Genomic DNA, 21,825 nt, shown 5'->3' with positions numbered 1-21,825 from the left:
TCTACAACAAGTTTATATTTTTCAGGCGCATGTTTTTTCAACTCCTCAAGAGCAGTTGCACTTTTCGTAGTTCGGAGTGTTAACTGTTTTCTTGCATTTTCGGTTTCCAGTTCTTCTTTTGCCAATTCCGCTTGAACCTCTGGGGAAGATAAATCCAGGTAACCGTTTTGGCTAGTGGAGGAAGCCTGGGCCAGCAATGGCAAAGCTGAAATACTCAAGGTTGCAGCGAAAGAAAAGGCTAACAACAAGTTTTTCATTTTCATATAAGGTTGACTCCTTTCCAGAAAAAATTAATACTATCCGGATAGTATTCGTGATATACTATAATTTGGGAAAATTCCCTTGTCAATGACAAAATTGCAAAAAGAGGGTGAATTCCAAAATGACAGAAAACAAGCACAAGATCAAAAGTCAGGAGTCATACAGAAGACTGATGGAAGCATCCAACAAAGTCTTTGCACGGCACGGCTACGTAAACGCGTCGATTGATATGTTGACAAAGGAAGCCGGGTATACAAAGGGAACATTTTACCTGCATTTTGCCAACAAGGAAGAGTTTTTTTTAACATTGATGGAAGCTAAGCTGGAAGCATTCAAGGAGCACTTTCTGCCGCTGCTGCACATCGACGAGCCCATGGAGAAGTGGATCGATCGGGGCATTGCTCTGTTTTATGAGATCAGTACCGAAGAAAACTGGATTCCGATCTATTTTGAGTTCTGCGCAAACGCGATCCGAAATGAAAGCGTGAAGGAGCGAATGTCTGCGTATTATCGGGAATGGATCGACATGATCAGCATGGTGCTGCAAAAAGGTGTACACATGAAGCAATTGCCGGAAGACCTTGACACCAACAAAATGGCCGCTTCCATCGTGGCCATCCTGGACGGGTACAATTTGCAGCGCAGTATCGCGGGCAGCAGCATTGACCCCAAAGCACTGGCTCAGATCATAAAAGGGCTGCTTGGATTGCCTGTGAGAAAAAACGAAACGGAAGAGATCGAGGGAAGAAAGGCAGGGGAGGATGAGTGATCATGGCTGACTGGCTGCTCTATTCTTATTTTTTCTTTATCTGTTTAACGATTGTGCTTGCGATTGTCTGTCTGATCAGGAAAAAGAACACGTTTTTTTCCGCTCTAACCCTGGTGCTTGCCATCACTGCTCCGCTTGTTTTCTTCCTTCATGCACTGGCAAGAGGGGCGGGTACCGAACTGGAGCATTTTGTCCGTGAACTGCGTGCAGGTGAACTGTGGGCCATCTTTGTATTGTGTGCGTTTGCGGAAATCGTATGGTGGTACGGAAAAACCCTGTGGGAATTCCGAGGTAAAAGGTAACCGGAGGCAGATGTCCAATGGCGACGATTGTACGGCTCGCTGTCTTTTGAACGTTCAACTGTTTCGAAATGCCGCCCGATCATTTTGCTGAGGGGTAAATCCAGTCTGTGAAATTTGCTCAATTGCTTCATCGTATGATACAGATGGATTAATCTTCTCATTAATGAAAGGAACTGAAGCGGAGGGTGGCATGAACAGCAAACAGTTGATGATTGCACTCATAGTTGGACTCTTGTTCACGACTGCCTGCAGCGGACAGGAGCAGGCAAATGATCCGGCCGAGGTCAAGAAAGTAGAAATCACCGCGGTCAAAAAGGAACAGGCGACCCAGGTGTCAGAATTGTCTGGCACACTGCAGCCGTTGGAAGAGGCGCTTGTTTCGTTTGAAGTGGGCGGCCGGGTGGTCGAACTGGCCAAGGAAGAAGGGGACAACGTCACGGCAGGCGAACTGCTCGCCCGGTTGGACAGCAGCGACTACTCGCTGCAGGTGGCGTCTGCAGCCGCAGCCGTCCAGCAGACTGCCGCCAATTTGGAAAAGGTGAACAACGGGGCGCGCGATCAGGAGGTTACGCAGGCGCGGCTGCAGGTGGAAAAAGCGACGATCGCCTACCGAAAGGCGCAAGACGACTTCAAACGAATCGAGCGGCTGTATCAGGAAAAAGCGATTTCCCAAAATGAGTACGAAAATGCCAAAAACTATCTGGCCGTAGCGGAAAAAGACCTGCAAAACGCGCAGCAGGCGTACTCGTTGGTCACGCAGGGGGCGCGCGCGGAGGATCGGGAGCTCACCCGGGCCAGTTACAACCAGGCGGTGGTTTCCAAGGAGCTCGCCGCCAGCACGTTGGCCAAGACGCACCTGCGCGCGCCCATCAGCGGGACGGTGATCGCCAAGCTGTCCTCCACCGGTTCGCTGGTCAGCGTGGGCACGCCTGTCTACCGTGTGGGCAACATTGACACGCTGAAAGTGGTGCTGCCTGTCCCCGACCGGGAGATTTTTGCCTGGAAGGAGGGAGAGATCGTCACCATGGAGCTGTATGGCCAAACGCGCAACGGCAAGGTGGTGAAAATCTATCCGGCGACCAACCAGGGAACGGGGACGATCGGGGTGGAGGTTCATATCGGCAATCCCAGACATGACTGGTTTGCCGGCCAAGTGGTGAAAGCAAGAAAAACGATCCAGGGCAAGGAAGGCATCTATGTGCCGGTCGAGGCCGTCATCAGCCGCGGCCAGGGAGATGCGCACGTCTTTCTCAATGTCGGCGGAAAGGCAGTAAAAACGGCCGTGTCCATCGGCGAGATCAACGGCAACCGACTGGAGATCGTGAGCGGTCTGAAAGAGGGCGACAAGCTGATCGTCAAAGGCGTGGACCGGTTGTTTGACGGCGATCCAATCGAAGCGGCAGGGGGTCAGCCACAGTGATCGAATACATCGTCCGCAAACGGAAAATCACGCTGATGTTTTTCGTGATGGTCGTGGTTGTTGGCTTTCTCAGTTTTCTTCAGCTCCCCAAGCAGGAGTCGCCGGACATCATCGTCAATATTGCGACCGTGACGACCATCTACCCGGGTGCTTCACCGGAAAAAGTGGAGCAGACCGTCACGAAAAAGCTGGAAGAAAAAATCAACGAACTGCAGGGACTCAGCTACATTTCGTCCCATTCCAGACTGGGTGTGTCGACGATCATCGTGGAGACGAAGAGCGACGTCGACCCCAAGCAGAAATGGGATGAACTGCGCAAGAAAGTGAAAGACGCGGAAGCAGATCTGCCCGCCGACGCACAACAGCCCATCATCAACGACGATCTGAACCGCACGTTTGTGCAGACGATGGCGATTACCGCCGACACGCGGGAACAGCTCTACAGTCTGCGCTCGCTGTTGAAGTCGTGGAAGGATCAGCTGCGTACCATTCCCAATGTGGCCGATGTTACCATCGAAGGACTGCCCGAAGAGGAAGTACGCATTGAGGTGGATACGCAGAAGCTGAGCCAGTACGGCCTTACCTGGGGTCAGGTCATGATGGCCGTGAAAAAGGAGAACGAACGCGTCCCGCTGGGGGATTTGACCACCGACAGCCGGACGTACCAGCTCAAGTTGGCAGAGAATTACGATGTGAATGCGCTGAACAAGGTGATCATCTCGCGCACGCCGGAAGGCTACCCCGTATATCTGAAAGATATCGGTACGGTGAAGCTGACCACAGAAACGGTCAAATCGTATTCGTACTACAACGGGAAACCGTCCGTCTCCCTGAGCATCAACGCCGAGACGGGCAGCGACGTCCCCTCGTTGCAGCGGCGAGTGGACGAGATGATGGCGACGCTGGAAAAATCGCTGCCGGCGTGGGCAAAAAAACACTCCATCTACTCGCAGAACGAACGCGTGGATGAGCTGTTTGGAGACCTGTCGCGGGAGATGTGGATTGCCATCGCCGCCGTTTTGCTCGTGTGTACGCTGGGGCTGAACCTGATCACCTCGGTAGTCGTCGCCCTGGCCATTCCCATCTCGCTGGCCGTGGGCTTGCTGTTTTTGCCCTCGCTGGGTATCACGTTAAACATGATCTCCATCGTATCGTTGATCATCGTGTTGGGCATTTTGGTGGATGACGCCGTGGTCGTCAACGACAACATCGAACGGCGCCTCTCGGTGCTGGGCGAAAGGCCGTTGCAGGCAGCCATCAACGGCGCCAACGAAGTGTCCATCTCCATTGTCACGGCCACGTTGGCGACAATTGCCTCATTTGGTCCGCTCATGTTTTTGAACGGCAATGCAGGCCAATTCATCCGTCCCGTGCCGGTGATCATATCGCTGACCATGCTGGCGTCGATGATCATGTCGCTGACGATCATTCCGATTTTCCGCCAATGGTATGAGCAGCGCCGCCGCTCGGGAGTGGAAGACTATCGCAAGCCGGCGGGCTTGTTGGGCAAACAGTTGCAGCAGTTGACCAAATGGTACGCCAAGCGGCTGATGCCGAGGATTTTGAAGCGCCCGCTGCTGGCCGGAATGGTCGGCGTGCTGATCGGCACACTCGCCTACGGATTGATTCCATTCACCCCGGTTCAACTGTTCCCCAACGATGATCGCCCGCAGTTTTTGGTGGATATCCGTCTGCCGGTTGGCAGCAGCATCGACGAGACGGATCGCGTCGTCAGAGGGGTGTCCGACTGGATCATGAAGCAGCCGGGCATCGAATCTGTCGCTTCATACGCCGGCGGCAGCGCACCGAAAATGTTCGGCGGCGACACCAGTGCCGGCGAAGGCATCACGGTCGGGCAGTTGGTCGTCCGTTTTGACAAAGCGAAAGTAAAAATCGACGATATGATGGAACCGTGGCAGGAGGAGTTCAAGAAGCTGTACCCGGAAGCAACCATCCTGCCCAAGCAGTTGGAAGCAGGTCCGCCTGTCGGCAAACCGGTGGTGATCCGGCTGTACGGGGAGGATGTGGCGACGCTGCGCACCCTGTCCGAGCAGGTCAAGAGCAAGGTGGCGAAAATTCCGGGAACGTACGATGTGCAGGACGACTTCGGCATCGACAGCTACACGCTGGAGTTTGTCGTCAACAAGGAACTGATGGAACAAAAGCTGGTCAACTACAACGATCTTTCCCAGACGCTGCGCCTCGTCAGCGAAGGGATTACGGTCAGTCAGTTTGACAACGGGACTGATCTGCTCGACATCAAACTGTTCCTGCAAAAAGGAGAGGAGGACCCGTCCCTGCTTTTCCAACGGCTGACCGTGGCCAACGCCCGGGGCGAACAGATACCGCTGACCCAGTTGGCGGAAGTAAAGCCCACTTTCAGCACGCAGGCGATTCCGCACCGCGACCTGTCCCGCTGCGTCACCGTCTCCAGTGACGTCAGAGGACGCACGGCAACGGAGGTCATGCAGGAGATAAAGCCGATGCTGCAGACATTGCCCCTGCCGGACGGCTATCGCTGGGAGATCGGCGGAGAGACGTCGGAGCAGACGGAAATTTTCATCGACATGGGCAAACTGTCTGTCGTGGTGGTGTTCCTCATCCTGATCATGATCGCGATGCAGTTCTATTCGCTCAGCATTCCGGTGCTGGTGTTAAGCACGGTTTACCTCGCGTTTGCGGGCAGCCTGATCGGGCTGTTTGTCACCCAGACCCCGCTCGGCTTCATGACGATGATGGGCGTGATTTCGCTCTCTGGGATCGTCGTCCGCAACGGGATCGTCCTGATCGAATTTATCGAGGAAGCGCGGCGTGACGGCGTGGAACTGAAGCAGGCGGTGATCCAGGCGGGAGAAGCGCGCTTGAGGCCGATTTTGCTGACCTCGTTTACGGCCGTGGCCGGCTTGATGCCGCTTGCCCTCTCCGGAGACGTGCTGTTCCAGCCGCTGGCGGTCACGATTATATTCGGGCTGCTCTTTTCCACCATGCTGACGCTGATCGTCGTACCGTCCTTCTACACGGTGCTGGCGGAGGGCAAACGGAAGCGGCAGGCGAAAAAGGCAGCCAAGCGCCCCGACCTGTTTGGTCCGGAGGCGGAGATGAAGGCGTAACGCACTGACATAACGCGAACACTGCAACAATAGGCAGGTCCCCTCCGTGCCGAGCCGGAAAGCCGGGTGTTTTTAAGCGTGCGCGGAGGGGGTTTTTGCTTCATGCCGTCGTTTTCCAGCTGGTTGCCGTTATGGTATGATGGACCCAAAAGCCCGATCGGGACATGACGACGGGACGCAATCCAGGAAAGGAGTGTCCAGGATGCAACAGCCCCAGCTTCTTCATGAAGAAAAGGTGTTTAAGGACCCCGTGCACCGTTATGTACACGTCCGGGAGAAACTGATCTGGGACTTGATCAACTCGCCGGAATTTCAGCGGTTGCGACGGATCAGGCAACTGGGCACCAGCTTTTTTACCTTCCACGGCGGGGAACACAGCCGGTTTAACCACTCGCTTGGCGTATACGAGATCATGCGGCGAATTCTGGAGACGTTTGAAGGTCGGATTCAACTGTCGTACGAGGAAAAACTGCTCTGCCTGTGCGCTGCGCTGCTGCACGACGTGGGCCACGGACCGTTTTCCCATTCGTTTGAAAAGGTGTTTCGTTACCATCATGAAGATTGGACGCGCGCGATTTTGCTCGGCGACACGCAGATTAACCGGATTCTGCGCCGGATGGGCGACGATTTCCCCAAACGGGTGGCAGAGGTAATCGCCAAAACGTACGACAACAAACTGATCGTCAGCCTCATCTCCAGCCAGATCGACGCAGACCGGATGGATTATTTGCTGCGCGACGCCTACTATACCGGCGTCAATTACGGTAACTTTGAAATCGAACGGATTCTGCGGGTGATGCGCCCCCATGATGAGGGCATCGTGTTTAAATTCAGCGGGATGCACGCCGTCGAGGACTACATCATGTCCCGCTACCAGATGTACTGGCAGGTGTATTTCCACCCGGTAACGCGCAGTGCGGAAGTGGTGCTCCGCAAGATTTTCCAGCGGGCCAAGGAGCTGTTTGCCAAAGGCTACTCGTTCGCGCAGGAGCCGGTGCTGCTGCTGCCGTTCTTGACGGACAAGGTGAACCTGTCCGATTACCTGTCCCTGGACGAATCGGTAATTCTCTTTTACATGCAGATGTGGCGCAAGGAGAGCGATCCCATTTTGAAAGATTTGTGCTCCCGTTTTCTGGACAGGAATCTCTTTAAATACGTCGAATACAATCCGAGAGATTACCGCTTGCTGCAAGAGTTGAAACAGGAGTTTCAAGCGGCGGGAATCGACCCGATGTATTATTTGGAAGTAGACACCACCTCCGATCTTCCGTATGATTTTTATCGTGCCGGCGAGGAAGAGGAACGAATTCCCATCATGCTTCTGATGCCATCCGGAGAACTGGTGGAGCTGTCGCAGAAATCGGAAATTGTGGAGGCGATCAGCGGCAAGCGCCGGTTTGACTACAAGCTGTACTTTCCAATGGATAAGGTGCTGGCTTTGCCGGAGGACGTCTCCGGAAAGTTACGAGAACGTCTGGGAGTGATGGAAGATGCTTAATCGTCACGCCAAAATCATACGCTTGATCGAAATTGCCGGCGAAGTGAGCGGACGAAAAAAGTTGCAAAAGATGGTATACATAGCGAAACAACTGAACATGGACTTCGACGAGCGGTTCGAATTTCACATGTACGGCCCCTATTCCGAGGAACTGACGTTGCGAGTGGACGAGCTGTGCAACATGGGCTTGTTGGACGAGCAGATGGAGAGCAAAGGGGCCATTCAGCTGTATCGGTACACCCTGAACGAAGCGGGCCGCGATTTTCTGCGTTTCCACGAGGTGGATTTTGGCCTTGGCGAGCGGCTGATCCAACGGATGAACGAGGAAAACTCCCGCTTTCTCGAATTGGTCTCCACCATCCTGTATTTCAACAATCTTCCCTATGATGAAATGAAGGCCAAAATTTTTACCTTTAAAAGCAAACAGCGTTATACAGAAGCGGAGATTCAAAAGGGCATGACGTTTATCGAGGAGCTGCGTGCGCTGATGAATGCCGACAGCGACGCACTCGCGCACTGATTTGTAATGGTATTGTCATCATAAAAAATGATAGAGCGGGCATGCAAGTAAAGACCGGCAATGGTGCCGGTCCCAGATTGCAGACAAACTCCCTCGTTACCATTGGCAGTAGAGGGAGTTTGTCCTGTATGTATTTGAAGGTGAAGCGGAAATGAAGGGCATTTTGCCTCCCTTTGCCTGACTTCCATAGCCAATTGGCCAGTTTTTTTAAATTCATACAAGCAAAGACAAGCATCGCCTGCATTGTCACTTTTTTCAGTCCTCGTAAAGTGGTCCAACGCAAACCATGCTTCTCCTTTAAATCCGCAAATACGCGCTCAATGGTTTCTTTCCGGCGTGCGTAAAGGCGTTTATTCACTTCAGTATGTCGCAGATGCTCTACTTCGTCCAGGTAATCCGCCCAAATATGACGACTGACTCGCTTCACAGCCTCCCGGCTCTCTGTACACAGGGGGCGGAATGGGCAATGGTTGCATTCGCCTGGGTCGGAACGGTACATACGGTAGCCGTCACGAGTAGTGGTTTCGTAGGTAAGAACCTGTCCGGCAGGACAGATGTAGCAATCAAAGTATTCATCATACACGTATTCATGCTTTCGAAAAAACCCTTCCTTCGTGTGAGGACGGGTGTAGGGCATCACTGGGCGAATTCCTTCATCCAACAGGCACTTGCTAATGTAAGGCGTTTTATATCCGGCGTCTACTGCCACGGCATCCGGTTTTCCTACACGTTCCACGGCTTGTTCGAAAACATCCGAAAAGGCCTGACTGTCATGAACGTTAGCCGCCGTCACCACGGCACTGACTACAAAGCCATGTTGGTCGCTTGCTGCATGAAACGAATACGCAAACGTTTGCTCCTTTTCGTTTTTGACAAACCAGCCGCTGTCGGGATCGGTACTGCTTTGTTTCACCTCCTTCCATGTTGTTTCAGTCTTTTTTGGTAATGGCTTCTTTCCATGCTCTACGCGATCCTGGTTCAATTCTTCTTCAAGGAGTTCCTGATACTTCTTCCGCTCTTCTTGGACAAGTTGTTTGATGTATTTGTTCTTGTTCGCACTGGCTTTTACATGGGTGGAATCAATATACAGGACCGAGGGATCTACAAATCCATGATGGCAAGCCTCCTCGAGAATACGAGTAAAAATCTTTTGAAACAGATCGGTTCCTTGGAATCGTCGTACGTAGTTTTTACCGAACGTAGTGAAGTGGGGAATCGGTTGTGTAAAGTCGTAACCCAGAAACCACCGATAAGCAATGTTCGTTTCGATTTCTTTGATGGTTTGTCGCATAGAACGGATTCCAAACAGGTATTGGATGAACACCATTTTAATGAGGACGACGGGGTCAATGCTGGGTCTTCCGTTGTCGAGAGAGTACCGGTCTTTCACCAAGTCGTAGATGAATGAAAAGTCGATGGCATTTTCGATTTTGCGAACGAGATGATCTTGTGGAACCAATTCATCTAACGAGACTACGGATATCTGATAACGACCTTCGGCCTGTTGCTTGTTCAGCATGCTTCCACCTCTATAAAGCGTTGAATGTCATGTTTATTCGACAAAAAAGCGTGTAGACCTTGTACCTTCGGTACTTTGTCTACACGCTGAGACCGGCAATGGTGCCGGTCCTTTTTTTGTCTCAAGAGGGAGCGGCATAATGAAGCCACCGTTCCTTGACAACTCCATAAAGGATACACCTGATCTGCCTACATACGCGTCGGGGAAGGACATAAGGAGGTACGGAAATGCAGGATGGCTTCAAACGCCGTTGGAAGTGGATTGTGTCGCTGATTAGCTGCGCGGTCGCGGCGATCGTATTCTGGGCCGGTGCCAGTGCCAATCAGACGAAAGTGGTGTACGTGTTTAGCGAAAGCTGCGGGTACTGCACCACGTTTACGCCTACGTTTGAGCAGGTGATCAGGGAGTTTCCGCAATGGCAGGTGGAGCGGTTGGACGTACACGACAAACGGGACCTGGCCGAAGCGGAACGGCTGGGAGCAGAAGTGACACCTACTGTCTTTGTTGTGCAAGGCGGGGAGGTAGCAGGCAAGCTGGAAGGAGCTGTGTCGGCAACGGCTTTTCGCAGATTTTTGCAGAAACATCTAACAAAACCTCTTTCTGGAAAAGGTAACGGTGAGTAAAATGGTCGTAGGAGAATAGAAGGGACAAAAGGGCGGAAGTGTCAATGGACGACCAGACACACGTGATTGCGCAGATGCGGCGGTATCAGTTCCATGCAAATGGCAATAAAAAAATGATGATGTTGGAGGAGGCAGCCACTTGAAACGAATGCATGTTTTTCTCGCCAGTCTATTGGGAACCGTGCTTTCATTAAGCGGTCTTTTCACTGCACCCCATCCCTCTGTTGCGCAAGCACAAACGGTTCAGAAAGACTATGAAAACCACCCGAACCGTGCAGCGATCGAATATGTGGTGAAACACAAGCTTTTCCCGGATGGGAATTTCCGTCCCGAGCAGCCGATTACGCAAGCTGATCTGGTGGCTGGGTTGGTGAACGTAAAGGGGTTGACCCAAGGTGTTTCCGTTCCCGGTTTTCCGCAGAATCACTGGGCGAAGGTGTACTATGAGCGGGCGATGAAGGATGGGATTTTGGATGATGTTTCGATTAATCCCAATAAGGTTTTGAACCGGGAAGAGGCTGGGTTGCTGATGAATAATGCGTGGAAGAATTTGCGATCAGTTTTCGCAAAAAAACGGCAGTCTTATTCCGAAGTTGCAGTAAGTAACGGATGGTTACCTCCAAAGTCAGGAGTTTTTTCTAACGGGGTTCAAACTACCCTTTACGATGCTCTATCGTATGTTTCAAGAGCAGAAGAATCGGTGGCTTTGACAGTTCTTCATCGAGATATTTTAGGAATCCGTGAAGGAGAAAGAATTGCTTCACAAATTCATCAGTCATTTAGGATTTCTGGTGGATATTTAACGGGGATAATACCAACTGTTAAAGGCTACTCTGTTCACCTCTTAGCAAGATATAAAAATGGGAATGGACTGTCTATAAAATCTGGGAAAGTAATGCTCAATGTAAGTGAAATTAGCTACCTTGAATTGAGTGTGCAGAGAACGGGAGAAGCTGTCCCGTTAGCACTCTATAACTATCTTAAACTTCCTTCCCTTGAAAGGGTAAATATTCGGTGACAGGCTATGTTAAAAACAATTAGGGTTTTTCTTCAAATATTAATCTTATGTACCATCCTTCTAAACTCTACAATGTACCCGCTGACGTCAGTCGAGGCAAGTCCTAGCAGTCCGAGCATGTATGGACGGGTTGCCGGATGGCTTAATAATGCTAAAGGTGTTGAAGGTAGTGATGCACACTCAATTGATGGCTTTGGTTTAAATAAAAACGAAACAATGCGACTCACAATTGCTGACGTACAGTACACCGGGGCTACAAGTGGAAACGGTAAAGTCTTAAACTATACTAAAGCTACACAGACCGCCGATAACGGTTACCCCGTTGTGGACTATTCCGAGGCTCTAGAATGGGCTTCCCTTTTTAATGGAAACCCGTCGTTTATGACTAACGCAAATGGCCTTTACGGTGCTGAAATAACCAAAGGTGGGCCAACAGCCGAACCATACACCGGCTATCTCCTTGCAAAAGTCGCCGAAATGTCCGGGGGAAAGGGCTTGCCATTCACTTTCAGACCCGCCAAAAGTGGAGAACAAGGCTCTTGGGTGGGTGTCGTAAAATTCTTGACCACCCAGCGACCGGATGGTTCGATTCGCACCGATAAAAGCCAGTATCAAGTCGGAGACACCGTCAGGATTGATGCTTACGGGAAGGACTACAGTATTTACAATCGCGGATTAAAAGTCCTCAACTATTATATCTACAATGTCGATACCGGAAAGACGGAATATACGTTTACTTCGTTAATCAAAGAATACCCGATCAGCGGCGAGGGGGACGGAAGCGGTGCAACGATAAACTTCCCGCAACAAACGTGGGTGCCCGCGAAAGCCGGAAACTACGAAGCAAGAATCCTGTTCACCGATACACATGCCCGAAATACCAAAAATGCCCCTGCAGTGGGAGGTCAAGGTGTTGCGTATGCAGCACCTTTTGTTGTTGGCAACCCTCCTTCGCCGGAGCCTCCGGATGATGATGACGATGATGAACCGCCAGCACCCGAGAAGTGCAGCATTTCTTCCACTCAAACCAAGATGGAGATTCGCATTGAGGAAGAAAAAAGCGACCGGGAATTAAAGAACGTTCCCAGCGGCGGGGAAACCATCTATGTCGAACCAGGCAGCCGGATTATCATTACGGCCGCTAAGTCGGGAAGATTCACGGCCAACGGCATTCCCATGCAGAAAGGGTCCGGCAACAACGCCAAGGTTGGTGTGCTGGATGCCCCATTCGATGAAGGGGCAATTCAGATCAAGTATGAAAGCGACGATGGGGCTGACTGTTGGGTAAAAACGATGTATGTGCGAAAGAAAGGTGACCGCCTCGATAATTGTCCCATTGTAAAACTGTCGGGAAGTACGGTTAGAAACGGCGAAACCATCGAAGTGATGCCGGGAGAGGAGCTGCACTTCCGTGTCCAGTACACGGATCGGTATGGGGATGTACAACCCTTGGACGTGTATTGGGAAGTAACGCTGCCGGATGGCAAAATTGAGAAAGTGCCGAAGATGACGGATGACAATGGAAAGCTAAAACCGACCAGATCAGACGATCTTACATTGCCCTACACATACGGCAAGAAAGAGATCGTCCCTTTGGAACCAGGAAAGACATACCAACTGAGGCTCGACCTGGAGAGTACAAACTTTGATTCTACCAAACGACCGGAATGCGCCTGGTCCATTACGATCAAAGTCCGGGATGTGAGCTGCACAATCTACGAGCAGGACCGGATCAAGTTTTACGCGTACGGGGAACCGCCTGTCGGTTATTCGCCTGGCGGCCAACTGCTGGACGACACACTGCTTGATGACGGGCTGTACTTCCGCCACTTAACGAATACCGGCAGTGAATACGATACCCACTTGGGATTGGCTGCAGACGTGCCGGGCACGTGGTACTTGAAATTCAACGGCCAGCAAACCCCATTGACGGGCAAATTGGCAGCAAAAGAAAAGTTTCACCTGTACTTGCCGCTCGATGTAGAAGCAGGGGATACTGTTACGCTGGTCTTTATTTCCGAGACGGGCTGCATTCGGGAGTTGGAACTGCCCATCTGGTCGGATCGTGTGTGCTACTCACTAACCGCCTCCATCGAACGCACGACGGGACAAGTGGTGTGGAGAAAGGATGTCGAACGCGGTGAAATCCTTGAGTTTAAGCCGGAAGATTGGATCGACGAGTATCACGGCTTCCGCCTCTTTACCAGCGACGAGACACATTTTTCGCTGAGATGGCTTGACCCTGCAACGAACACCTGGGAAAAGGAACGTGACGGCGAATGGCTGTCCTCATCCAAACAAGCGCAGAATCATCATAGAATTGGGTTCCCTCGTGATGAGGCAACGGGGTTACCGTTACCCGGATTCTACAGGGTTCAGTTTTATAACCCAAAAAGTGGTACCACCCAATGTGACGGCGAATTCTTTGTTCGCATTGGAGACGCTGGCATTCCCAACGATGGGGAGAACCTGCTGATCATCAAGAGCAGCTTCACGATCACGCCAAACGATCCGCAGGCTCCGGGGACGACCGCAACCATTACGTTTGACGTGAAGAACGCCGGGAAACTGGAACACGATACCAAACTGGCGGTGCGCTGGGAAAGCTCCCCGACGGCCACCATGCTGGACGTGAACAACTTCAAGCCGGGGGAAGTCCGCAAAATTACCGTGCCGACGCAGTATCCGCAGCAGTCGGAGGATTTTATTGCCAACATCAACCCGCATAAAGACAGGCCGGCTGACGAAACCATTTGGCCGGACAACCGCGCTGAGTGGCCGGTCAAGGTGATCGGCGGCGGGGGAGGAACCATTCCCAATCCGCCAGGTGGCGGAGGAAACTTTGACGGCGGCGAGATCGGCCTCAAGATATTCGACAGCGACGGCCGCGAGCTGCAGAAGCTGCAGGCGAATGCGGACGGTGTATGGGAACGGGAGCCGGCCAAGATCCGCGTTGAGATCGACCAAACGAAAATCAACGATGGCTTTGCTCGCGTAAAGCAGGAGATCAACCAAAACATCACCTCGTACAAGTCACAGCTGGAGCAGGCTATCAAGGGTGACGGGATCAAAGGCGTGTCTGTGACGGCGACTCCGGGATGGATCGCGGACGCGAAAAGCATGGCCGTGTACAGCCCGGCCATGCTGGACTTGAAGGTAACCGGTCCCGGCACGCCCCAACAGTGGCAGGTGAGCAGCGCGGGAACCGGCGGCGATTATGTTTACACCGGAACGGTTGTCCCGACGCAAACAACGTGGCGGCAGGTGCTAAACGCGCAGGAATACAAGGTCGAGATCAACGGGTTTGTGATCACGATGGATTACAACATCCGGTTTGACGTGTCGTATGAAAGCTGCACAGAGGACGACGACGGCAACGAAACGTGCGTTCCGCACAGCCTGACCCGAAACATGACGGGGCGTTACACGATCACGGTAAAAGGCGGGGAGCGCGAGTTTGAAGTATTTGAACCAAACGCCAGTGGGCTGCTGCGCCACACCGCAGAATGGACGGAATACCACGGGCGCGACCGATATCCGGACAGTCGTCCCAATGATTTTTACGCTGGTGAGCGCATACTGACCAGTCTTGTCCTGGAAACGCGTCACCGCCATCCGGTCAGCGGCAAATATCCGGAGATTACGGCGGCACAGGCATGGATTTCCGAAACCGGGAGGCGAAACACGCCGCTTCAGTCCACTCTGGAGTTACAGCGGTCGTCACAGACGGCATGGCAGGGGGCGTCCTATATGGTGCCCAAACTGGGCTTGAGGGAAATGGGCGTCGATACGCCCCTGATGGGAGACAAACAGCGCGGCTTTCAAAAGGATGCCAGCTACGCCGTATACTTTCACGTGCATTTTCGGTTTGGAGCGGTGAAGGGCTTTGCCTTCCCGAACAAACAGCAGTTCACCGGGCATGATCAGGCGGATTATCGGGCGCCGTTCCGCATTATCGCCAACGCCTGGGAACGCCAGGGCATTCGCAACCATACCACTCGGTAAATTTACTTGCTCCCCCTTGCTGTCTTTTTCTACCGTATAGGAAGAAACAGGCAAGGGGGTATTTTTATGGGTGGCATGTTGCGCCGGATGGCACATTTGCTGCTGCTGGCTGTTCTGATGTTGAGCAGCGTGGTTCCGCCCGGTTGGGCCAAACAGAGCACTGCGCTTTCCCATGAGGCGGGGGACAAGCCTCGCGAGAGCGAATGGACCACGCTTGCACACCAGGAGGGCGAAGGTGGAGAAGAGACGACAGCGGAGGAAGCAAAGGAAGCGGACGACTCCGATTCAGTGACGGGAGAGGAGGAGTTGGGCGCGGGTGACGTGGGAGAAGAGGGCGAAGAGGCAGAAGAAGTCGAAGACGGGATTCATGAGTCGGACGAGCAGGCGGACCGCAACCTGCAGGAACAGGAAGAGGAGTTTACCCGGCGCTTTTCCGGCAGGAAGAAGCCGTCGGAAGTGGAACTGCGGGCGCTGCCCGCGACGTACGAACTGGAGCCCAATGACACCTTTTCCAAAGCGGATTGGATGTTTGCCGGAAAGGACGCGTATGGCCGGATTGGAAAAAGCGGTGACGTGGATGTGTGGAAAATGAAAGCTCCCACAAACGGGACGATCACGTTTACGCTTTTTGATATTCCCAGCAAGACAGATTATTTTCTGTACGTGTTCGACAGCGAAGGGCGTGAGCTGGGGCGTTCTGACCAACCGCGAAGTGACAGGCAGCGGGTGGAAGACGTCGCTGTCGAAAAAAACAATTGGTACTACGTGAAAGTGGAGGGCAGCCAGGGGGCCTTTAACAAGAAAGTGTACTATCGCCTGAGGGCGGATGCCGTGGCGCAAAATGAAGGCAAGCAGGATGAGTACGAACCAAATGACACGATCAAAAACGCTCGCGAACCGGAGGACCGCGAAAACATCGTGGCCAATTTGCATCACCTTGACGATGTCGATTTCTACCGCGTGACGGTCAACCTGTCTTCCACGATCCGGGCAACGCTCAGCAATATTCCCGAGGGGATGGACCTTGACTTGTACCTGTACAACAAGGAAAACAAGCTGGTTGCCAGATCGGAAAAGGCCAAGAATGCCGACGAGCTGATTGTGTACAACGGCGACCCCGGCACCTATTTCGTAAAAGTATCGGCCAGCCGCAGCTCTGCGCTCAAGCCGCATGCCTACAAGCTGTCGATTACGACTGCGACGATTCCGGTCATTCTGATTCCGGGTATCGGCGGTTCCCGGCTGGAGGTTGAAGAGAACGGGAAAACATCGGAAATATGGCTGGGCCTGTGGGAGATGAGCGTGGGTATCAAAGATCCGCGGCACCGCAAAATCTTGTCGCTGGAACCCGTCAAGAATGGAAGCATAAACGTACAGCCCCGCCAACCAGGGATCAAAGTGTTTCCGGAGCGGGCGGATGGCGGGTTTCGCGCCATCGAATATCTGTCGTATGCTTCACTGGATGTCATCAAGAAAAAAGCGGAGCAGTATGCAAGCATGGTCAAGCATCTGGAGAAAATGGGGTACGAGAAAAACCGGACGCTTTTTGCCATGCCTTACGATTGGCGGTACAGCAACGCCGATAACGCCACTTTTTTAAAACAGAAAATAGACGAGGCTCTAAAGCGATCTGGAGCCAGTCAGGTACAGTTGGTGGCCCACAGCATGGGCGGATTGCTGGTGCGGGAGACGCTTCTGTCCAACGTGTCCTACCAGCAGAAAACAAAGCGTATCATTTACATGGGCACCCCGTTTTTGGGATCGCCCCGTGCATACCAGGCGATCAAATACGGCTACAACTTCGACATCCCTGCACTGCACGAGGAAACGGGGAAAGTCATCTCTGCATACGCTCCGGCTGTATACGAACTGCTTCCTTCCCGAAAGTACTTCGACACGGAAGCGTTTCTCAAAAAAGATGCCGTGCATTCGTACTCCTATAAAGAGTTCTTGCAAGATCGGCAGATCCGCCTGGACTATGACCCGTTGGTCAAACAAGCGGGGGAATTGCATGAAAAGTGGGACAACAAGATCATCTATGTGCCGCAGTATTCGATCATCGGAATAGGGCAAACGACGCTGTTGGGATATGTCATGAACCCGGTATCCCGTCAGTTAGAACCGTTTTTTGACAAAGGTTTTGGAGATGGGACAGTACCCTATGTGAGTGCCACCTATGCCCAAAAAGACATCAAGAAACAGTATTTCATCCTCGAGGAGCATGCCAAGCTGCCGGTTAATCCGTACGTCATCCAGCAGGTGGGCCATCTGCTGATTGGTATCGAGGATGTGCAGAAAGGAATGCGGCGGACTCCCAAGCAAACATCCTCTTACCTGTATTACATCCTGTCCCGCGAAGACGGTGAATTTCCCGAAGTGATCGTCTCCAAGTCCGGCAGGTCCATGCGGATTGATCCTGAGAAAAAAGAGGTGTGGGACGATGTGCGCGTCGAATACCACGGCAATATCGTGGTGATTCACGTGCTGGACGGCCAGCCGCTTCACTTTCAGGAAATGCCGCGTTCCAAGCACAGTTCCTCGGCCAAGTTGCTGATCCGGCGGTTTTCATCAGATGATCAGCAGGAATCGGGACGACTGTTCCGTCTTGTAGAAAACCGAATGGAACACGTGAAAGGAATAGAAATTGATGAGCGCTGACGTCATCCTCTACATCATCATGTGGATCGTTCCCGCCTGGGAATTCGGCGGACCTTTGATCGGTCTGGTAATTTCCGGATACTTGAGCCTTATTTTCGGCATCCGCATCTGGCTGATCATGGCGGTTACCTTTCTTGTGACCTTTTGTTATTTCGAATTGCGTCTCGCCGAGTATACCATGTTCAATTCCTGGGAATTTAACGCACTCATGGCGTTTCACAGTGCCTGGAACGTGGCTCTGCTGATCTGGCTGATTGGTAAAGCGGTGCGAGCAATAAGAGGAAAGCGACCGAGGAACTGACGAGTGGCTGGGCGTCAGGCACACTGTCCTCAGGATGATTCTGCTGAGCGTTGAGCGTAGCTGCAAATGGCCAGACACGCCGAAAAATTGCGCCTCACACTGTTTCCAGGTAGAATATGCTGTAAGAAACAACGGGTCAAAAGAGGGTGGATCACGTGGACATTTTTGACAGCAAATCTGGCGGTTTTACGATCGTGAGCGGAAAAACGAACGTGCACGGCGGTTATGGGCAGGGGGTGCTTGACCTGAGCGCTGTCTCCTCCGTTATCATTGACGGGGACAAGGCTTACATCGACATGGGTGCTATGCATGCAAAAAGCGCCGTGGAAAAAGGCGTCAAGTGGACGACCAACAAGGAAGAGGTGCCCAACGGCAAGCCGTATTGGGTGGTTTGGGTAACGGTTGACCGCAACGATTCGGGGCCGTATTACGCCGGGGTAACCGCCTGCTACATGGAGATTGACCGGGAGGCTCGGCGCGGATACAAAATTTTGGCCGACCATGTCAACCGAATGGACTACTCGATGAAACGGCGCATCATGGTGTCAGAGCTAAACGACACGGAAAAAGCGGCGCTGAAAAAGCTGTTGATGGAACACAACCCGGCGATGTGGGAGAATTCCAGCGAGGAACTGAAGCAGGCGTTGGCGTAAAGTTGGCGTTATAAAGCAGGACGTGCACGTGCACGGTTGAGCCTTTCGTTCGGTCCATCCTGTTGTCTGGTTGGGCGAAGCTCAGCGTGTAGACAAAGTCCGCGGCGCATGGGAGATCGGGCCCGCTCGCTCGCTTGACGCCCAGCACAGAAGCGGATGAAGTCCGCTCCAAAACGAGACGCGGGTAGGGGACAAACATCTGGGTATTTCGAGGAAGTGAGACTTGTGTCCTTGTTGATTCCCGCGTCTTCGTTTTTCCGCTGAGTCGGTCGTCAAAGGAGCTCGCTTGGCCCAACCCTTCATGCGACGCACATTGTCTTCCGCTTCGGTTGATGAACAGGCAGGCCTTTCGGCCTGGAAATCATTTTTTGTGGACGCTAACTCAATGAACCGTTTGTCTTCAGTATGGAAGCTGTAAATCTTGAACGGAATGTGAACAAATTGTGAAATCAATTGTTAGTCGTATTGAAGTCAGGTAAACTTATTTCCATAGCTGTATACATGTACACTAGGTCAGCAAACAGGAAAAGAGCCCGTCTCTCTTTTCCTGTTTGTCTTTTTTTACGAAAACGTTTGCTTCGCTGTGTTTGCTGCTGATCCGTGATGTTGTTGGAGCATTTTTCAGCGCATGTCCTGTCCGCAGATGCGTGAAACTAGGAAAGCACGGCCACACTGTTGACGGAAGGGGCGTTGAAGATGACCGACCGTATACAAGGGGGAGAGCTGCCGGGGAACGACGCTCAGGCAGGTCACGACCATTTCGTGCGGCACGGCGGCGTCCATTTTCGCACGCACGTGTCTCCCCAGGAAATCAACAACTTTGTCCGCAAGTTGCCGGCCGGAAAACGGGAGAGCCTGTTTGAAGTGCTGGATGAGCTTGACCGCGCCGGGCTGATCACCATTTGCAATGACCACGTGTTTGCCGATGGCAACGGCGTCGTGGGGGGCGGCGAAGAAGCGGCCCGCTGACGACAAAGAAGAATCAGCCCCCTGACGGCAAAGAAGGCTGTCCCCGGCAGTTTCGTTCTGCCGTGCAGGACAGCCTTTTTTTGTGCCTACTCGGTCGGTTTCCACCAACTGCCCATGCGCTGCCAGAACGAGGGGGTGTCCGGAGGCGGGAGCGGCGTGGGCGTTTCATGGTTGGGGAGGTGATCGGTGCAGTACTCCTGCGGCTCGGTACCTTTGGCAAAGTAGAACAACTGCGGGTTGGGGCAGTGCTCCGTCGCCAGCTTGCCCGATGCCGGATCGATGTACACCGACACCACCCCTGCCGGCATGTCAAACAAGGCGGGAGGCTGGTCTTTCAGCGCACTTTCCATGAACTGCGCCCAGATTTTTTTGGAGAGGTAGCCTTCGGTGACATCGTCCACTTTTTGGTTTTTGTCGTATCCCACCCAGACGGTGGTGACCAACTGCGGCGTAAATCCGCTGAGCCAGGCGTCGTAATCGGTGGAGCCGGTTTTGCCTGCGACGGGCCTGTTCAATTCGCCCGCCACCCGGTGGCCTGTGCCGCCCGGTTCAAACACGCTCTGCATCAGATTGATCAGCAGTGCCGAGGCCACCGGATCGGCCACTCTGGTTTTCTCCGGTTTTTCCTCGACGAGCACGTTTCCCTGGCTGTCCTCAATCCGGGTGATGGCAATGGGCTTCACCCGCTCCCCTTTGTTGGCGATGGTGACGTAGGCGGTGTTCAATTCAAGCGGGGAGACGAGCGACGTGCCCAGGGCCAGCGAGGGTACAGCCTGCAGCTTGCTGGTGATCCCCAGCTCGCGGGCCTGATCCACCACTTTTTGCGGGGTGAGATGGTCGATTGTCTTGACCGCGTAGATGTTGTCCGAAGTCTTGATCGCCTCCCGCATGTTGATATAGGCATGGGCGTAGCGCTCCCCAAAGTTTTTCGGGATGTAGGTCTTGCCGTTGTCGTAGGTGAACACGGTCGGTTCACTTTTCATCTGCGTCAGCGGCGTAAAGCCGTTTTGCAGGGCGGCCAGGTACAAGATCGGCTTGAACGCAGAGCCCGGCTGCCGCATGCTCAATGCCCGGTTGTACTGGCTTTTGGTGTAGTCACGTCCGCCCACCATCGCCTTGATGTGGCCGGTGGCCGGGTCCATGGCAACCAGCGCCACCTGCAGATCGGGTTTGTCTTTCGGCAGCACTTTGGCGATGATGTCTTCCGCTTTTTTCTGCATCACCGGGTCCAGGGTCGTGTGGATTTTCAGTCCTCCGTGGATAAAGGTCTCTTCGTCGATGCCGTATTTGTTCTTCACCAGGTTGGCAATGTAATCGCGAAAATAAGGGGCTTGTTCAGCCGCGGCTTCGGTGTTGCGCTCCTTTAGCTTGATCGGTTCGGCATACGCCTGCTCCGCCTGTTCCGGCGTAATGTAGCCGGAGCGGACCATGGCCTGGAGAATCACCTGCTGCCGCGATTTGGCCTTGTCAAAGTCCACGTAGGGAGAGTAGTACGACGGCCCTTTGGGGATGCCGGCCAACAAGGCGCTTTCTGCCAGCGTCAGATCCTTGGCGTCTTTGCCGAAGTACGTTTGCGCGGCGGCCTGGGCGCCGTAAGCGGAATGGCCGTAGTAGATCTGGTTCATGTACATCTCCAGGATTTCGTCCTTACTGTAATTTAGTTCCAACTGGATGGCCAACAGCGCTTCCTTTATCTTGCGCTCCCAGGTCTTGTCCATCGAGAGATACAGGTTTCGCGCCAATTGCTGCGTGATCGTGCTGGCTCCCTGCCGCTTTTCCATGTGGATCACGTCCACGTAGGCGGCCCGAGCCAGACGCAGCCAGTCGATGCCGTAGTGCTTGTGGAAGGAACGGTCTTCGATGGCGATCGTCGCCTGCACCAGGAAGGGGGAGATGTCCTTCAGCGGGACGACAAACCGGTTCTGGCCGCGGTGCAGCGTATCCAGCACCTCACCGTTGCTGGCGTAAATGGTCGTCGTCTGATTGATCGAGACTGCCGGCAGCGGCTGCGAACGAAGGTAGAGAATCAGCAGCAGGGCGGCAAACGAACAGCACAATAGGCTGAGTATGAATAATTTTATGAATTTCTTCGCCCAACGCAGATAGCGGAGCAGCGGGGCTTCCCGGATTACTTCCATGTCCTCTCTAGTCCTTTCCCCTCATATTTTTTCGAATCGGGACATACTAACCAAACGATAG

16 protein-coding genes are annotated in these 21,825 nt (G+C 53.1%); 13 read left to right on the top strand and 3 right to left on the bottom strand.

Going from position 1 to position 21,825, the window contains the following annotated elements; genetic code table 11:
* The coding region (locus KDN35_RS09180) for a hypothetical protein (RefSeq protein WP_212132587.1) at nucleotides 1-257 on the bottom strand (257 nt) is incomplete at its 3' end.
* A 176-nt stretch (nucleotides 258-433) separates the two neighbouring features.
* On the opposite strand from KDN35_RS09180, the gene KDN35_RS09175 reads away from it, so the two are divergent.
* The 6 genes from KDN35_RS09175 (at nucleotide 434) to KDN35_RS09150 (ending at nucleotide 7,880) form a co-directional block, all read left to right on the top strand.
* Nucleotides 434-1,030: a TetR/AcrR family transcriptional regulator gene (locus tag KDN35_RS09175; RefSeq protein ID WP_212132586.1), complete on the top strand. Its 597-nt coding sequence runs from the start codon at nucleotides 434-436 to the stop codon at nucleotides 1,028-1,030.
* A 2-nt stretch (nucleotides 1,031-1,032) separates the two neighbouring features.
* The gene (locus KDN35_RS09170; RefSeq protein WP_212132585.1) at nucleotides 1,033-1,332 is read left to right on the top strand and encodes a hypothetical protein; all 300 of its coding nucleotides are present in this window, start codon (nucleotides 1,033-1,035) and stop codon (nucleotides 1,330-1,332) included.
* 190 nt (nucleotides 1,333-1,522) lie between these two features.
* A complete protein-coding gene (locus KDN35_RS09165; protein ID WP_212132584.1) occupies nucleotides 1,523-2,752 on the top strand; it encodes an efflux RND transporter periplasmic adaptor subunit in 1,230 nt (409 codons plus the stop codon).
* Nucleotides 2,749-5,862 (top strand): efflux RND transporter permease subunit, encoded by a 3,114-nt coding sequence (locus KDN35_RS09160; RefSeq protein ID WP_212132583.1) that lies wholly within the window; start codon nucleotides 2,749-2,751, stop codon nucleotides 5,860-5,862. The genes KDN35_RS09165 and KDN35_RS09160 overlap by 4 nt, the downstream gene beginning before the upstream one ends.
* A gap of 202 nt (nucleotides 5,863-6,064) precedes the next feature.
* A complete protein-coding gene (locus KDN35_RS09155; RefSeq protein ID WP_171564018.1) occupies nucleotides 6,065-7,360 on the top strand; it encodes an HD domain-containing protein in 1,296 nt (431 codons plus the stop codon).
* On the top strand, nucleotides 7,353-7,880 hold the full coding sequence (locus KDN35_RS09150; RefSeq protein WP_171564019.1) for a YwgA family protein: 528 nt from the start codon (nucleotides 7,353-7,355) through the stop codon (nucleotides 7,878-7,880). Before KDN35_RS09155 ends, KDN35_RS09150 begins: the two co-directional genes overlap by 8 nt.
* On the opposite strand, the gene KDN35_RS09145 is transcribed toward KDN35_RS09150, so the two are convergent.
* Complete coding sequence (locus KDN35_RS09145; RefSeq protein ID WP_481752768.1) at nucleotides 7,825-9,399, bottom strand: IS1182 family transposase; 1,575 nt, start codon at nucleotides 9,397-9,399, stop codon at nucleotides 7,825-7,827. The two genes, KDN35_RS09150 and KDN35_RS09145, sit on opposite strands and share 56 nt — an antisense overlap.
* 227 nt (nucleotides 9,400-9,626) lie before the next feature.
* Between KDN35_RS09145 and KDN35_RS09140 the strand changes: the two genes are divergently transcribed.
* From KDN35_RS09140 to KDN35_RS09110, 7 genes are all read left to right on the top strand, one after another.
* Nucleotides 9,627-10,022 (top strand): thioredoxin family protein, encoded by a 396-nt coding sequence (locus KDN35_RS09140; protein WP_212132582.1) that lies wholly within the window; start codon nucleotides 9,627-9,629, stop codon nucleotides 10,020-10,022.
* A 148-nt stretch (nucleotides 10,023-10,170) separates the two neighbouring features.
* Nucleotides 10,171-11,040: an S-layer homology domain-containing protein gene (locus tag KDN35_RS09135; RefSeq protein WP_283092134.1), complete on the top strand. Its 870-nt coding sequence runs from the start codon at nucleotides 10,171-10,173 to the stop codon at nucleotides 11,038-11,040.
* Nucleotides 11,041-11,157: 117 nt separating this feature from the next.
* The gene (locus tag KDN35_RS09130) at nucleotides 11,158-15,045 is read left to right on the top strand and encodes an ABC transporter permease (RefSeq protein ID WP_212132580.1); all 3,888 of its coding nucleotides are present in this window, start codon (nucleotides 11,158-11,160) and stop codon (nucleotides 15,043-15,045) included.
* Nucleotides 15,046-15,111: 66 nt separating this feature from the next.
* Nucleotides 15,112-17,703 (top strand): lipase/acyltransferase domain-containing protein, encoded by a 2,592-nt coding sequence (locus KDN35_RS09125; protein WP_212132579.1) that lies wholly within the window; start codon nucleotides 15,112-15,114, stop codon nucleotides 17,701-17,703.
* Nucleotides 17,693-18,004 (top strand): hypothetical protein, encoded by a 312-nt coding sequence (locus KDN35_RS09120; protein WP_171564026.1) that lies wholly within the window; start codon nucleotides 17,693-17,695, stop codon nucleotides 18,002-18,004. Before KDN35_RS09125 ends, KDN35_RS09120 begins: the two co-directional genes overlap by 11 nt.
* A gap of 155 nt (nucleotides 18,005-18,159) precedes the next feature.
* A complete protein-coding gene (locus KDN35_RS09115; RefSeq protein WP_212132589.1) occupies nucleotides 18,160-18,657 on the top strand; it encodes a YwhD family protein in 498 nt (165 codons plus the stop codon).
* Nucleotides 18,658-19,353: 696 nt separating this feature from the next.
* Nucleotides 19,354-19,626, top strand: coding sequence for a hypothetical protein (locus KDN35_RS09110; RefSeq protein WP_212132578.1), 273 nt, complete (start codon nucleotides 19,354-19,356; stop codon nucleotides 19,624-19,626).
* An 86-nt stretch (nucleotides 19,627-19,712) separates the two neighbouring features.
* Here KDN35_RS09110 and KDN35_RS09105 read toward each other — a convergent pair whose 3' ends face one another.
* Nucleotides 19,713-21,764, bottom strand: coding sequence for a transglycosylase domain-containing protein (locus tag KDN35_RS09105; RefSeq protein WP_171564031.1), 2,052 nt, complete (start codon nucleotides 21,762-21,764; stop codon nucleotides 19,713-19,715).
* Between the last annotated feature and the right edge of the window lie 61 nt (nucleotides 21,765-21,825).

Source organism: Brevibacillus sp. NL20B1 (genome assembly GCF_018195675.1).
Lineage (GTDB): Bacteria > Bacillota > Bacilli > Brevibacillales > Brevibacillaceae > Brevibacillus > Brevibacillus aydinogluensis.
The sequence above is the reverse complement of the archived record's forward strand: the minus strand, read 5'-3'. Positions and strand labels throughout refer to the sequence as shown.

What these genes read in the sequence shown, in the direction of transcription:
- KDN35_RS09155 (WP_171564018.1), top strand. Translation starts at nt 6,065, where the DNA reads ATGCAACAGCCCCAGCTTCTTCATGAAGAAAAGGTGTTTAAGGACCCC.
- KDN35_RS09170 (WP_212132585.1), top strand. Translation starts at nt 1,033, where the DNA reads ATGGCTGACTGGCTGCTCTATTCTTATTTTTTCTTTATCTGTTTAACG.
- KDN35_RS09150 (WP_171564019.1), top strand. Translation starts at nt 7,353, where the DNA reads ATGCTTAATCGTCACGCCAAAATCATACGCTTGATCGAAATTGCCGGC.
- KDN35_RS09125 (WP_212132579.1), top strand. Translation starts at nt 15,112, where the DNA reads ATGGGTGGCATGTTGCGCCGGATGGCACATTTGCTGCTGCTGGCTGTT.
- KDN35_RS09165 (WP_212132584.1), top strand. Translation starts at nt 1,523, where the DNA reads ATGAACAGCAAACAGTTGATGATTGCACTCATAGTTGGACTCTTGTTC.
- KDN35_RS09120 (WP_171564026.1), top strand. Translation starts at nt 17,693, where the DNA reads ATGAGCGCTGACGTCATCCTCTACATCATCATGTGGATCGTTCCCGCC.
- KDN35_RS09105 (WP_171564031.1), bottom strand. Translation starts at nt 21,764, where the DNA reads ATGGAAGTAATCCGGGAAGCCCCGCTGCTCCGCTATCTGCGTTGGGCG.
- KDN35_RS09135 (WP_283092134.1), top strand. Translation starts at nt 10,171, where the DNA reads ATGCATGTTTTTCTCGCCAGTCTATTGGGAACCGTGCTTTCATTAAGC.
- KDN35_RS09145 (WP_481752768.1), bottom strand. Translation starts at nt 9,399, where the DNA reads ATGCTGAACAAGCAACAGGCCGAAGGTCGTTATCAGATATCCGTAGTC.
- KDN35_RS09175 (WP_212132586.1), top strand. Translation starts at nt 434, where the DNA reads ATGGAAGCATCCAACAAAGTCTTTGCACGGCACGGCTACGTAAACGCG.
- KDN35_RS09140 (WP_212132582.1), top strand. Translation starts at nt 9,627, where the DNA reads ATGCAGGATGGCTTCAAACGCCGTTGGAAGTGGATTGTGTCGCTGATT.
- KDN35_RS09110 (WP_212132578.1), top strand. Translation starts at nt 19,354, where the DNA reads ATGACCGACCGTATACAAGGGGGAGAGCTGCCGGGGAACGACGCTCAG.
- KDN35_RS09130 (WP_212132580.1), top strand. Translation starts at nt 11,158, where the DNA reads ATGTATGGACGGGTTGCCGGATGGCTTAATAATGCTAAAGGTGTTGAA.